Source organism: Actinopolymorpha pittospori, from assembly GCF_014873875.1.
GTDB lineage: Bacteria > Actinomycetota > Actinomycetes > Propionibacteriales > Actinopolymorphaceae > Actinopolymorpha > Actinopolymorpha pittospori.
The window spans coordinates 9,683,035-9,696,311 of record NZ_JADBEM010000001.1 but is presented as its reverse complement, the minus strand read 5'-3'; the positions used below and the strand labels follow the sequence as shown (position 1 = coordinate 9,696,311).

General features: G+C 72.8%; 11 protein-coding genes. 8 read left to right on the top strand and 3 right to left on the bottom strand.

Going from position 1 to position 13,277, the window contains the following annotated elements; translation table 11 throughout:
* Positions 1–34: 34 nt before the first annotated feature.
* A complete protein-coding gene (locus HEB94_RS44785; RefSeq protein ID WP_192755465.1) occupies positions 35–2,290 on the bottom strand; it encodes a helicase C-terminal domain-containing protein in 2,256 nt (751 codons plus the stop codon).
* A gap of 551 nt (positions 2,291–2,841) precedes the next feature.
* Between HEB94_RS44785 and HEB94_RS44780 the strand changes: the two genes are divergently transcribed.
* The 7 genes from HEB94_RS44780 to HEB94_RS44750 all read left to right on the top strand — a co-directional run bounded on the left by HEB94_RS44780 (position 2,842) and on the right by HEB94_RS44750 (position 10,102).
* Positions 2,842–3,621 (top strand): DedA family protein, encoded by a 780-nt coding sequence (locus HEB94_RS44780; RefSeq protein ID WP_192755464.1) that lies wholly within the window; start codon positions 2,842–2,844, stop codon positions 3,619–3,621.
* On the top strand, positions 3,618–4,736 hold the full coding sequence (locus tag HEB94_RS44775; RefSeq protein WP_192755463.1) for a lysylphosphatidylglycerol synthase domain-containing protein: 1,119 nt from the start codon (positions 3,618–3,620) through the stop codon (positions 4,734–4,736). The genes HEB94_RS44780 and HEB94_RS44775 overlap by 4 nt, the downstream gene beginning before the upstream one ends.
* Before the next feature lie 212 nt (positions 4,737–4,948).
* The gene (locus tag HEB94_RS44770) at positions 4,949–5,455 is read left to right on the top strand and encodes a type 1 glutamine amidotransferase domain-containing protein (RefSeq protein ID WP_238361788.1); all 507 of its coding nucleotides are present in this window, start codon (positions 4,949–4,951) and stop codon (positions 5,453–5,455) included.
* A gap of 108 nt (positions 5,456–5,563) precedes the next feature.
* Positions 5,564–6,370, top strand: coding sequence for an META domain-containing protein (locus HEB94_RS44765; protein WP_192755462.1), 807 nt, complete (start codon positions 5,564–5,566; stop codon positions 6,368–6,370).
* 262 nt (positions 6,371–6,632) lie between these two features.
* Positions 6,633–7,982, top strand: a complete 1,350-nt coding sequence (locus tag HEB94_RS44760) for a glycoside hydrolase family 76 protein (protein WP_337918417.1) — start codon at positions 6,633–6,635, stop codon at positions 7,980–7,982.
* Between the two features lie 112 nt (positions 7,983–8,094).
* Positions 8,095–9,537: an ATP-dependent sacrificial sulfur transferase LarE gene (gene larE, locus HEB94_RS44755; protein ID WP_337918416.1), complete on the top strand. Its 1,443-nt coding sequence runs from the start codon at positions 8,095–8,097 to the stop codon at positions 9,535–9,537.
* Between the two features lie 181 nt (positions 9,538–9,718).
* Complete coding sequence (locus HEB94_RS44750) at positions 9,719–10,102, top strand: cold shock domain-containing protein (RefSeq protein ID WP_192755461.1); 384 nt, start codon at positions 9,719–9,721, stop codon at positions 10,100–10,102.
* 21 nt (positions 10,103–10,123) lie between these two features.
* On the opposite strand, the gene HEB94_RS51860 is transcribed toward HEB94_RS44750, so the two are convergent.
* Complete coding sequence (locus HEB94_RS51860) at positions 10,124–12,076, bottom strand: MFS transporter (RefSeq protein WP_238361787.1); 1,953 nt, start codon at positions 12,074–12,076, stop codon at positions 10,124–10,126.
* 128 nt (positions 12,077–12,204) lie between these two features.
* On the opposite strand from HEB94_RS51860, the gene HEB94_RS44740 reads away from it, so the two are divergent.
* The gene (locus HEB94_RS44740; protein WP_420481618.1) at positions 12,205–13,005 is read left to right on the top strand and encodes a DUF3027 domain-containing protein; all 801 of its coding nucleotides are present in this window, start codon (positions 12,205–12,207) and stop codon (positions 13,003–13,005) included.
* Here the strand turns inward: HEB94_RS44740 and HEB94_RS51855 are convergent.
* A complete protein-coding gene (locus HEB94_RS51855; RefSeq protein ID WP_337918414.1) occupies positions 12,975–13,274 on the bottom strand; it encodes a DUF2530 domain-containing protein in 300 nt (99 codons plus the stop codon). The genes HEB94_RS44740 and HEB94_RS51855 overlap by 31 nt on opposite strands.
* Between the last annotated feature and the right edge of the window lie 3 nt (positions 13,275–13,277).

The window sequence follows — 13,277 nt, the reverse complement described above, 5'->3', positions numbered from 1 at the left end:
GGTCGTCCACCAGAGCCCTCGTGCGGCACCCTACCTAGTCGACAGGCGCCGCACCGGTGATGCGGTGCAGGGCGAAGGTACGAGCCTCCCCCGCCGCGTGGTCGTACGCCGTGAGCCAGCCACCGTCGATCCGTACCGGGTCGACGATGCGGTCACGGGCACCACCCTGCTGGTCTACATACCCCATCCACACCGACCAGCCACCTGCCAACGCGGCGCGCAGCACGTCGACCGCCTCACCGGAGGGTGTCCGCCGCAACTGTCCGACAGTAACCCCGGCGGGCCGGCTCGCCCGGGCACGGTCGCCGGCCCGGACCGCCCGCACCGCGGCGGCCAACACGTCGGGCTCGGGGGCCCGGGGACCGGTGACGGTGGCGCGTTGCGGGATCTCGGCGGTCCGACCCACCCGGGTCTCGGTCAACATGAGCGCACCGTCGGGCGTCTCCGGGACCGGCGAGAACCCGAGCGCGCGGAGTTCGTCGACGAGGGTACGCAGCGGCTGGCGGGAGAGCACCACGGTCGGTGCGAGCCGGCGCAGGCCGAGGGCTGCCGTACGCCGGTCGGCGAGTAGTGCGTCGAGCGCGGCCTCGTCGTCGCAGCGCAGGTAGGCGGTCGCCGCTCCGGCCCGCAGGTGGCCGTGCCGGCGGGCCACGTCGTCGACGAGGTAGGAGAGCGGCTGGGGTACGGGCGTGGCGGAGTGTCGGGCGAGGAGGTCGTGCAGTTCGGCGGCGGTCCGCCCGGCGTCCAGGGCGCGGCGTACCGAGGAGGCGCTGAACCGGTAGACCGTCGCGCCGCCGTGTGACTCGGCGTCGGCCATCCCGGCGAGTGCGCGGGCGAGTTCGGGACGCAACGGTCCGGGCGCGACGGCGGTCAGGTCGGCCTGCAGGAGGACGTGGTCGACGGGTTCGGGCAGCAGCGGTGCGAGGACGTCGGCCGCGGGCTCCTCCCCGTCGAGCAGGGCCCGGCCCTGGGCGGCGAGCGCGCCGAGTCCGGTCAGGCCCAGGGTCGCCGCCTCGGTCTGCGTCCAGGTGAGGAGTTGCTCGACGAACGCGGTGACCCGGCGGGGGCGCCGCCACCGCACCCAGGCGGCCACCGCCTCGGTACTCGGCGCCGTGCCGGGTTCGGCTTCGGCGAGCGCGCTCAGGACCAGCCGGCGGACGCCGGGCGCGGCCGAGCGTTCGATCTCCGCCGACAACGCCGGCCGCAGCCGTTCGCGTTCGTCCCGGCTGCCGACCAGGGCCGGCACCCGGGGGGAGTTCAGCCAGGCGGTGGCGACCCGGGCCCAGCGATGCGCGGTGTCGAGGGCGAGCCAGGCGTCGTAGGCCGGTGTCGGTAGCCAGCTGTCGTCTTCGCCGACGGCGACCAGTCCGGCGGAGAACGCCGTCTCCAGCAGGAGCGCGGCGTTCGGCTCGTCGATCTCGAGCGCGCCGGCGATCCGGCGCAGGTCGCGCACGCCGAGTCCGCCGGCCCGCAGCACCGGCGGTGGGTCGGCTCCCCACGCGTCCAGAAGCTGCTCGATCCGCCGTACGGTCTCCAGCGTCGTACCCGCCGCGGCCCGGTCGATCATCGCGGGGTCACGGGAGGTGCCCTCGAGGGCCGGCGGGTTCAGGTCGTCACCTGGGTAGAGGCGGCCGCCGCGGAGGTGCAGGCCGACCTCGCGGGGCAACAGCACGGTGCGGGGATCCACCGCGGTGAGCAGGCCGCGGGCCCGCAGACGTTCGACCGGGGTGCGTGCCGACTCCACGGTGACGGAGCGGTCGGCGTCCGACACGATGCCGACCGGTGAGCCGGCCGCGAGGCGTTCGGCGACGGCGCGGCTGTCCGGTCCGGCGTCGTCGAGCAGTTTCGCCACCTGTCGTTCGTCGGCCAGCGCCGGGTCGTCGGCGGGTGGTCCGAGGCCGCCGGGATAGGGAGCCAGCAGGTCGGCGAGTACGACCGGGAACTCCAGCGCGCTCCTCGGTCCCCACACCAGCGCGAGTGCGCGGAGTTCGGCGAGTACGCCGCGCAGACGCGCGTCCGACAGGCCGAGGAGGGCGCGGACGGCGGTGACGGAGACAGGTCGCGGGAGGACGACGAGCGCCTCCATCGTCGCGAGGCCCACCCGGTCGAGACGCTCGAGGATGCGGGCGACGGAGCTGCGAGTCGTCGAACGGGAGGCGAGCTGGGCGATGTCGGAAGGAAGCGGGGTGACGAGATCCGGCCGGGCACGGAAGAGCTCCGCGAGGGCGTCGTCGTCGAAGCCGCGCAGCGTCTCGGGGAGCGTCGAAGGTTCGGAAGCGGGCCTGGGCATCACCTCAACGGTAGAGCGCCTCGCAAGGGAGCCTTTCCCGAGGCGCGCCCAACGGGCCCGGTCCAGGGCTTCGACCCCGGGCCGGCCGGGCCACCCGCCGCATCCCTCGCATACCGCGCGGTCCGCGCGGACGGGTGGTCAGCGCGGACGGGTGGTCGACGCGGCGCGTGGTCGGCGCTGATCACCGCGCCGACGGCCGGCCTCGTCGCGGCGGCGTACGCCATGGGTGCCGGCCCATCGTTCCGAAGGTGAGGTAGACGTGCCCTCCCGCCCTACTTAGGTAGCAGGGTGCTCTCGACGATCGGCCGACGCGCAAGGGAGGCCTGCGCGGGCAGGATCGACGACGTGGTCACAAGCTCGATCGCCTCCGTCCACTCATGCCGCCCGGGTAGAAACCCTGGCCGACCCTGAGTACCCGTCCAGGGTCGGGGGCGGTCGTTCCCCGATGTGAGGGCAGCGCGCCGACCGGCAGCCTGGAACTACCCGGGCGAGCCGACTCGTACGACGGCGCCGGGGGACATGACGAATCGCGATCGACGAAGGGGGAGAACATGCCGCTCGCCGGCACGTTGACCCAGTTGCACGAGATGCTGACCGGCCTCCCCCCGGCCCTGGTCCTCGGACTCACGTTCCTCGCGGTGGTACTCGAGACCTCCCTGCTCCTCGGGCTGCTCGTCCCGGGCGACCTGGTGTTGCTGGTGGCCGCCACCACCGTGACGACACCCGGCCGGTTCGTCGGCCTGGTCCTGGCCGGCGTCGTCGGCGCGCTCGTCGGTGAGTCCATCGGTTACCTGCTCGGCAGCCGGTACGGCACCCGACTCCGCACCAGTCGGCTCGGCCGGCGACTCGGCGAGCAGCGCTGGGAGTCGGCCGGTGAGACGCTGGTGCGCTGGGGGCCGCGAGCGATCGTGGCGGCACGCTTCGTGCCCGTTGTGCACGCACTCCTGCCCGTCGTCGCCGGATCCACCCGCTACCCGTACGCTCGTTTCCTGCGCTGGTGCGGGATCGCCGGCGTCTGCTGGTCGGTGGTGTACGCCGGCGCGGGCGCCCTCGCCGGAAGCCAGATCGCGCAGGTACGCGGATCGCTCGGGTTGGTCGGCTACGCCGTCATCGTCGGTGTGGTCGGCGTACTCCTCGCGAAGGTGGTCCGGGCCGCCATCCGCCGCCGCACCGACCGCGCGGGTCGCGAAGCCACGCGGGTGACCCAACCGGGGACCGACCTCAGGACCAGTCCGTCGCGCGCGACGTCCCGGTCGAGCGCCCCTTCGGAACCACTCACAGCCAGTTCGACGATTGACATGCGCACCGTTTTGGTAGGAGGTGACCGGTGACCAGTCTTGCCCCGGCGCCCACGAAGGCCCGCGGAACCCTGCGTGACGCCGACGCGGGGGCGCGGCCTCGCTCCGCCGTGTCCGTCCCATCCGCCGCGTCCGCCGCGTCCGCGACACGGGAGGCCCCGACGACCCGTGGTGGTGCCGCGGTCGCGACCGCTCCCACCGCGGGCTCCGACGTCCGGTTGTCGTGGCGTCGCCGGCACGTTCTGCTGCTGGTCGCCGTCGCCGGCTTCGTCGGCTGGCTCACCTACCAGAACCGCCACGAGATCGACCTGGGGCTCTGGCGCTCCCAGCTCGAGCTCGGCTGGGCCAGTGTCGCCGTCCTCGGCGTCATCGTCACGCTCGCGGGCAACAGCTGGAACCTCATGGGTGCGAGCCCGGTCCGGTTGCGGTTCCGGCCGACCTTCGCCGCGCAGTTGGCGGGATCGCTGGTCCGGATCGTGTCGCCCGCGGCGGTCGGTGCCGCGGCCGTCAACGTGCAGTACCTCCGCCGCGTCGGTGTCGGCAACACGGCATCGGTCGGCACGGTCTCGGTCGCCCAGAGCGTCCAGGTTCTCTTGGCACTGGTGCTGTTGCCGCCGGTGGCGTTCGTGGCCAACGCCGACCTCGACCTCCTCGGCGGCGACACCATGCGCTTCGCGCCGTACGTCCTCGGTGGTCTCGCGGTGCTGGTGCTCGTCGCGGTCGTCATCATCCGCCGGTCGGCTCTGCTGGAAGCGCGCGCCCGGGCCATGCTGGCCGAGCTCACGCGCTCGCTGCGGACGATGGCCTCGCACCCGCTGCGCGCCGCGCAGAGCATCGCGGGTGCCGTGCTCATCTCGGCCGGTCTCATCACCGCCCTGTGGGCTTCGGTGCACGCGTTCGGTGGGCAGCTCGGCATCGTCACCGTGGCGGCCGTCCTGTTGCTCGGAAGCACGGCCGGGAACGCCGTTCCGGTACCCGGCGGCCTGGGATCGGTCGACGCGGCGCTGGTCGCTGCGTTGACCGCGACCGGTGTCAGCTTCACCGTCGCCCTGCCCGCTGTGGCGCTGTTCCGGCTGGTCACCCTGTGGTTGCTGCTCCCGGCCGGCGCGGTCAGCGTGGGCCTGCTGCGGCGGCGCGGGCTGCTCTGACCTGGCCTCCCACCGCCGACACCGGCCCGTGGACGAGCCGTCGGCGAGCACGGGTCCGTGTCTGATGCGTCACAATCGGCTCGCCCAGGCCTCGCGGCGACGCGACACGGCCACCCGCGTGAGGAAGACTCGGAGGGGTAGGAGATTCCGGGCATCGGTCCGACACGACTCGCCGGCCGGCCCGGCGAAGCGAGCACGGAAGGAATGGACTGATGGCCAAGGTCGCGTTCCTCGTCGACCAGATCTTCGAGGACTCCGAGTTCCAGGTGCCCTACGACGTCGTACGTGACGCAGGACACGAGGCGGTCGTCGTCGGCATGCGCGCCGGCCGGGAGCTGACCGGCAAGAAGGGCGCCAAGATCACCGTCGAGAAAGGATCCGCGGACGTCACCGCCGCCGACTTCGACGCCGTCGTCGTCCCGGGCGGATACTCCCCGGACAAGGTGCGCACCGACGACAGGCTCGTCGCCCTGACGCGGGAGGCGTTCGAGGCGGGCAAGCCGGTCGCCGCCATCTGCCACGCCGGCTGGGTGCTGGCCGAGGCCGACATCGTGCGCGACCGGACGGTGACGTCGTACCACTCGATCCGGACCGACCTGCGCAACGCCGGTGCCACCTGGGTCGACAAGGACGTCGTCGAGGACGACAACCTCATCACCTCACGCACTCCCGACGACCTGCCGGCCTTCTGCGACGCGCTGCTGCGCCAGCTGTCCTGACCGACGCACGGTGTGCGGGTTGTCTCGGCGTTGTCGCCTGCGGCCGACCGCCGACGACCGGAGTGAGGGCGCGGACAACCGAGGGAGGGTCGGAGCCGTCCTTTCGACATGGGACCCGGACGCTTCGCCGCGACGCTCACCCTGGCGCTCTTTGCCCTCACCCTGCCCGGCTGCGGTGACCGGTCCGGCACCACCGTCGGCGCGGCCGGCGGCGAGCCGCGCGGCCGGACCTACCTGTCCACGGAGGTGACGGAGGACGAGCGGCCGCGACCGCTCGTGCCGGGTACGCGCATCCGGCTGGAGTTCGCCTCCGACGGTCGGCTCCTCCTCTCCGCCGGCTGCTCCCTGATGCAGGGGCCGGCCTCCCTCGACGATGGCCGGATCGACGCCGGTCAGCTGGCGGTGACGGACCTCGGTTGCGACCCGAAGCGGCACGCGCAGGACCGCTGGCTGGCCGACCTCATCGAGGCGGGACCGTCGTGGCGGGTCGCGGACGACCAGCTGATCCTGTCGGGTGAGAAGGCGCGCGTCGTGCTGCTCGACCGGGAGGTCGCTGATCCGGACCGGCGCCTGGAAGGGACGCGGTGGCAACCCACCCTGGTGGAGGGGGACGTCGCCTCGACCGGTCCGCACTTCGCCCGCGTTCAGGTCGTCTTCACCTCCGGACAGGTACGAGGCTTCTCCGGCTGCAACAGGTTCAGCGGCCCGGCGACCCCCACCGGGGACCAGATCGAGTTCGGACCGATCATGGCCACGCAGAGGGGATGCGAGGGTGACGCAGGCCGCACCGAGGACGCGGTCTTCGCGGTCCTGCGAAGCGGCCGGGTCACCGCGACGGTGGAGGCGGACCGGCTCCGGCTGGACGGCCCGGACGGCAGGGGCCTGGTCCTGACCGCTCGGCCCGCGAGCCGCTGACCAAGCTTCCCGAACGTCCCAGCGAGCCCGCACGCCGCGATCCGTCACCTCGGCGGCGAATCGGACGATTCGGAACCCTCCCTCGTCGGCGGCCCCGCAGCCCGGCCATGAGAATGTGGAAGTTCCGCTCGGGCCCGGGCCGTCGTGGGGATACTCATGCTCGACTCGTCCGCGACAACGGCGTCCGCGGACGGGTCGTGGGTGCCCGCGGAGCCGCCGGAGCTCCGCGCCCTCGCCGGGTCCGATCCGATCCAATGCGGAGGTGTGCACCATTTCGTCCGACGGTCGCGATCCCGCGCTCGCCCAGGAGGACCGGGAGGCCGGCAGGGCCACGGTCTGGGGCCGGACTGTCAAGGTGCACCTGTCAGACGCCGACAACGTCGCGTGGGCGAGCATCGACGAGGGGGATCCCGGTGACGAGGTGTGGCTCGACCGCTCCTTCGACGGCGGCCTCACCTGGGAGCCCGACGGTGGCAAGCTCGGCTTGACGAAGATCCCCGAGGGCGCCGCCGGCACCCGGACCATGCTGGTCGACGTCGACGTGCCCGCGGCACGGCGGATCGGCGCGATCCGTGCCTGCGGACGGGCGGGGGACAGGCCAGAGATCGCGTGCACGCCGTGGGTGCGTTCGACGGTCGCTGCCGCCACCCCGACCGACGCGGCGGCGACGGCCCTCATGCAGTTCTACGACCAGGACACCGGCCTGTGGCGCACGACCGGCTGGTGGAACTCGGCGAATGCGCTCACGGCGATCCTCGACTACAGTCGGCACACGGGTTCGACGACCTACCGCTACGCCGTCGGGCTGACCTTCGAGAAGGATGCCGCGGGCGGCTTCACCAACGAGTTCCTCGACGACACCGGCTGGTGGGGACTCGCGTGGATACGGGCATACGACCTGACCGGCGAGCAACGCTACCTTGACATGGCGCGGCACGCGGCCGACTACATGTGGTCCTACGAGGACGACCACTGCGGCGGTGGACTGTGGTGGAAGACCGACAAGCGCTACAAGAACGCCATCACCAACGAGCTGTTCGTCAAGCTCGCCGCCTCCCTGCACAACCGCATCGCCGGCGACACCACGCACCTCACCCGGGCCCGCGACACCTGGCAGTGGTTCGACGGGAGCGGGCTGATCAACGCGCAGCACCTCGTCAACGACGGGCTCGACTTCGACACCTGCCGCAACAACCAGCAGACCACCTGGACCTACAACCAGGGAGTGATCCTCGGAGGCCTGGTCGAACTCCAGCGCGCGACCGGTGACACGGGCCTGCTCACCCGGGCCCGGCAGATCGCCGACGCGGCCACCACCGACCCGCTGCTCAACCCGGGCGGGGTGCTCCGGGAGCCGTGCGAGGGCGGTACCGGCGACTGCGGCGCGGACGGTCCGTCGTTCAAGGGGGTCTTCGTCCGCAACCTCGCCGAGCTGGACCGGGCCGTGGGCGGGCGGCCCTACCACGACTACCTGCGGACCCAGGCGGACTCGGTGTACTCCCGCGACCGCAACCCGCTCGACCAGTACGGCCTGCACTGGGCGGGGCCCTACGACGGCGCCGACGCCGCCCGGCAACACGCCGCCCTCGATGCGCTGACCGCGGTCCTGTAGGTCGGCTCGACGCGTCACCGGGACGGTCTCGACAAGCGGCGGGCCTCGTCCGCTTTTGGACGCACGACGGGTAAGAGGTCGGTCGCGTTGGGCAAGCCCGTAAGGTCAAGGGGTGGCCCCAGATAGGTTGGTCGTCGGTTTCGACCTGGATATGACCCTCATCGACTCACGCCCCGGCATCGCCGCGGTGTGGGACGCCGTGTCCTCGCGGTCGGGCGTCTTCGTCGACAGCGCCCTCGCGGTGAGCCGTCTCGGACCACCGCTGGCACAGGAGGCGGCGGCGTGGTTCCCGCCCGAACGGGTGGCCGAAGCCGTCGCGCTCTACCGCGGCCTGTATCCCGACACCGCGATCACGACGTCCGCGCTGATGGGAGGCGCGGCCGAGGCGATCGCCGCCGTACGCAAGCACGGCGGCCGGGTCCTCGTCATCACCGCGAAGAACACCCCGCACGCCAAGCTGCACGTCGACCACCTCGGGCTCGACGTCGACGAGGTCGTCGGTGACGTCTGGGCGGAGCAGAAGGGCGAGGTGCTGCGCGAACACGGCGCGACGATCTTCGTCGGCGACCACCTCGGCGACATCCGGGGAGCACGGGCGGCCGGTGCGCTCGCTCTCGGCGTACCCACCGGTGGCCTGTCGACGCAGGAGCTGCGGGAGGCCGGAGCGGACGTCGTCCTCGCCGACCTCGCCGACTTCTCCTTCTGGCTCGACGACCACATGCTCGAGCGGCGGCTGGCCGCCCTGGAGTCGGAGCTGGCCGGTCTGGGCTCGGTTCTGGTCGCGTTCTCCGGTGGTGCCGACTCGGCGTTCCTGCTCGCGGCCGCGGTCCGCGCGCTCGGACCGGACAAGGTCGCCGCGGCGACCGCCGTCTCGGCGTCCCTGCCCGACGCGGAGCTGGAGCCGGCGCGGGAGTTCGCCGCCTCGCTCGGCGTCGTCCACCACACGCCGCGCACCGACGAGATGTCCCGCGAGGGTTACCGCGCCAACGCCGGCGACCGCTGCTACTTCTGCAAGGCCGAGCTCGTCGAGGTGCTCGCCCCGCTGGCCGAGGAGCTCGGCATCACCCACATCGCCACCGGCACCAACGCCGACGACGGTCGCGCCGGCTTCCGCCCGGGCATCCGCGCCGCCGCCGAGCGGGGCGCGGTGACCCCGCTCAAGGACGCCGGGTTCACCAAGGAACAGGTCCGGGAGGCTTCGCTGCGCTGGGGCCTGCCGACCTGGGACAAGCCGGCCGCGGCCTGTCTGTCGAGTCGGATCGCCTACGGCCTGACGATCACCCCGGCGCGGCTGGCCCGGGTCGAACAGGCCGAGGTCGCTCTGCGTGCCGTCCTGGCCGAGGCGGGCGTCCCGGTCCGCAACCTTCGGGTACGCGACGTGGGCGACGCCGCCCGGGTCGAGGTCGACGCGGAGCTGGTGGAGCTCGTGACCGCGCTGGAGGACGCGAACGAGGCGGTGCTCGCGGCCGGGTTCGACGTGGTGGAGGTCGACCCGAAGGGCTTCCGCTCCGGCTCGATGAACGAGCTTCTGCCCAACCCGCAGCGTTACCGTTGAGCTGATGCTTTCGAGGGTGCCGGCCACGGCCGGTGCCCGCCGATCTAAGTGGTAGAGCCCGAGTCTCCCGGCGTCTACCCTTGGAGCGGCCCCCGCTTGATCGGGGGCCGTGTCATGACAGGCGCGGGCTGTCCCCGCGATCCGGAAAACCCCCGCACGGGTTCTCTCGAGTGAGGTCGATGTGCCGGCTGGCAAGGTGAAGTGGTACGACGCGGACAAGGGCTTCGGCTTCCTCACCAAGGATGACGGAGGCGATGTCTACGTCCGGGCGGCGGCGCTGCCCGCAGGCGTGACCGCCCTCAAGGCCGGACAGCGGGTGGAGTTCGGCATCGTGGCCGGTCGCAAGGGCGACCAGGCCCTGTCGGTGCGCCTGCTCGAGCCGCCGCCGAGCGTCTCCAAGGCCATGCGCAAGTCGCCGGACCAGATGATCCTGATCGTCGAGGACCTGATCCGGCTGCTCGACGGGCTGGAGACGACCTACCGCCGCGACCGGCACCCGGACCCGCGCACCGCCAAGAAGGTGTCGACCGTGCTGCGAGGCCTCGCCGACGAGCTGGAGCTCTGACCGGCTCCGGCCCGATCGACGTCAGGACTCCTGTGGTCCTGGTGAGGCCGAAGGCGGCGATGACCCGGCCGACTCCGCCGCCTTGGCTCGCGACGACGTTCGCAGCACGACCGCCAGGCCGGCGACCATCCCGGCCGCGCACAGGCCCAGCCCGAGCTGGGGGATCAGCGGGAGCACGATGCCGATGCCGCCGCCGATCACCCACGACAGCTGCAGCAGGGTCTCCGAGCGGGCGAACACGCTGGTGCGCACCTGCTCGGGCACCTCGTGCTGGATCAGCGCGTCCAGGGACAGCTTGCCGAGCTGTTGGGCGAAACCGGCGGCGAACGCGAGCAGCGCGACCGTGAGCAGTCCGTAGAAGATCGCGGACAGGGCGGCGACCACCGCGGTGACGCCGAGGAGGAGTTGGACGACCAGGTCGGGCCGGCGGGCCCGGGCGAGCGCTCCGAGCGCGGTGCCGGCGACGTTGCCGGCACCGGCGGCCGCCACGACGGCACCCACCTGCACGGTCGCGGAGTACCCCGGTAACGGCACCTCGCGCAGCAGGAACGCCATGAACATCAGCAGGAACCCCGACAGGACCCGGAACGCGGCGTTCGCCCGCAGCGCCAGCACGATCGAGGACGAGACGCCGCGCAGCGTCCGCCCGATGTCGGAGATCTTGACGTCCTCCTCGCCCTCGGAGGAGTCGACCCGCGCCGGCAGCAGGATCGCGAGGACCGTGCCGATCGTGAAGATCACGAACGCGAACCGCAGTGCCCATCCGGGCCCGAAGTAGGCGAGGCCACCCGCGATCGCGCCGGCGATCCCGGCGCCGATGCTGCCGGCGAGGGAGATCCGGGAGTTGGCCGTGACGAGAGCGACGCCGTTCGGGAGCAGCCGGGGTACGGCCGCGGCGCGGGTCACGTTGTGGGCCTTCGAGGCGATCAGGCAGCCGAACACGAGGGGATAGAGCCACAGCGCGCCGGTCGCGACCGCCCCCGCCATCACCCAGCAGAAGAACGCGCGGAGCGCCATGGTGGAGCCGATCGCCCAGCGGCGGCCCCGACGGAACCGGTCCAGGAACGGCCCGATCAGCGGGGCGACCACCGCGAACGGCGCCATCGTGATCAGCAGGTAGAGCGCCACCCGGCCGCGGGCCTCGCCGGAGGGCACGGCGAAGAAGAGCGTGCCGGCGAGCCCCAGGGCCATCGCCGCGTCACCGGCGGAGTGGAAGACGTTGAGCTCGATGAGCTTGGCGAGGCCCGACTCGCCCATGCCCTGGGCGTGGGTGACCCGCCGGACCCGGCGGACGACGGCGCCGCCCGCGTGTGCCGACGCGCGCGCGGTGGCGGTGCCGCCTGACTGGACCGCTCGGACGGCCCGGGTGAACCGCCCCGGCGTGGCCGGCGGAGCCCCTTCCTGCGTCGCGCCGTCCCCGGTGCCCTCGGCGTTGGTGCCCTCGGCGTTGGTGCCCTCGGCCTGGGAGGCTCCGTTGGTGGAGTCACCACTGCCGTGGGAGCCGGCGTCGTAGGTCGGGCCACCGGCCGTACCGCCGGGCGGAGCCTCGCCGTTCCCGCCGGAACCTCCACCCGGCGCACCACCCGGCGCCGGGGGTGGGGTGGTCAGGCGGGACGTGCCACCGGACGGGGGCTCGGCATTCTCGGCATTCCTGGCGTCGGGCGACAGCGGACCGCGCGCAGCGTAGTGGCGTGGTGCCTCACCGCCACGAGAGTCGGCCTGGACGCGTGTCGTACGACCGCGGTGTTCGGCCGCCTCGGCGGGCTGGTCACCAGACTCCTCGAGCGGCCGGGTGCGCGGCTGGTTCCTGTCTTCGCTCCCGGGCCCGCCCTCGGGCTCACCCGTTGGCTCCCCGTTGCCCCAGCGTCGCGCCGCGCGGCGTCCTGGCGGGCCGAGTGGGCGGCCTCCGGCGTCGGCCCGGCTTGGCCGGTCGCCGGTGGCACCCGGGTCGGGCGCGCGATCGCGTGGCTCCATCGGTTCATCCTCCCCCCGGCTGACGGCCCGCGTCTCGTCCTACCCCGAGCAGGTTCGCCCGACCCTGGCCACAGTGGTCGCCTCGGGGCGCGCGACACCCGGTCGGGGCGGTGGGGCCGCGTGCAAGAATCGCACCTGTGAGCACCATCACCCGGCGACCGACCAGGACCGTGCGGATCGACGCTGTCTGCGCCGGTGCCGTGGAGTTGGCGCGGGAAGCCGCCGAAGAGGTCGCCGGTCGCGGAGGTGTCGGCGCCTACCTCGGCTGCGAACCCGAGGGCGAGCGCAGTGTCACCCACTACTTCGCCACCAACCATGGTGGTTATGTCGGTTGGCGCTGGGCGGTCTCGGTCGCGCGGGCGCCGCGGACGAAGGCCGTCACCATCGACGAGGTCGCGATGCTTCCGGGCACCGAGGCGATCCTCGCCCCCAGGTGGCTGCCGTGGTCGGAGCGCGTCCAGGCCGGTGACCTTGGTCCGGGTGACCTGCTGCCGGCCGCGCCCGACGACCCGCGTCTCGTACCCGGCTATCTCGGGCCTGACGACACCGACGCCTCCGACTCGCTCCGGGTTCTCAACCAGGAGGTCGGTCTGGGCCGCGTCCGGGTGCTGTCGGTGGAGGGTCGTGACGAGGCCGCCGAGCGGTGGTACACCGGAACGCACGGGCCCGACGACCCCATCGCCCAGGCCGCTCCGCATCCCTGCGCGACGTGCGGGTTCTTCGTGTCGCTCGCCGGGCCGCTCGGCACGGTGTTCGGGGTCTGCAGCAACGAGTACTCCCCGAGCGACGGCCAGGTGGTGGCCTTCGCCCACGGCTGCGGTGCCCACTCCGAGATCCAGGCGCCCGCCGCGGCGCAGGAGAGCGCCGAGCCGGCCCAGCATGTGCTCGACACGCTGGGCTACGACGACGCCGAGCCCGACGTCCGCTGATCCGGAACCCCACGCGACAGGCGGCCGCGCCGCCAGACGCAGTAGGCCAGTCCGACCAGGCCCAGGCCGATTCCGGTCACACACGTCCACAGCCACCAGTCCATGCCGATCTCCCGTAGACGGGAGGAGAACGGCAACAGGACGACGAAAGCGACCGCCCAGACGATGACGCCGATGGTCAGGGTCCGGATGCCGTCGACGTCGAGGGGCTGGAGGTCGCGGACGCTGGGGCTCACCAGCGGCTTCTGAGGGCTTTCGTCCCGGCTCACACG

Coding starts and splice junctions, on each gene's coding strand:
- HEB94_RS44780 (WP_192755464.1), top strand. CDS start 2,842: ATGCCGCTCGCCGGCACGTTGACCCAGTTGCACGAGATGCTGACCGGC.
- HEB94_RS44770 (WP_238361788.1), top strand. CDS start 4,949: ATGGCCAAGGTCGCGTTCCTCGTCGACCAGATCTTCGAGGACTCCGAG.
- HEB94_RS44785 (WP_192755465.1), bottom strand. CDS start 2,290: ATGCCCAGGCCCGCTTCCGAACCTTCGACGCTCCCCGAGACGCTGCGC.
- HEB94_RS44765 (WP_192755462.1), top strand. CDS start 5,564: ATGGGACCCGGACGCTTCGCCGCGACGCTCACCCTGGCGCTCTTTGCC.
- HEB94_RS51860 (WP_238361787.1), bottom strand. CDS start 12,076: ATGGAGCCACGCGATCGCGCGCCCGACCCGGGTGCCACCGGCGACCGG.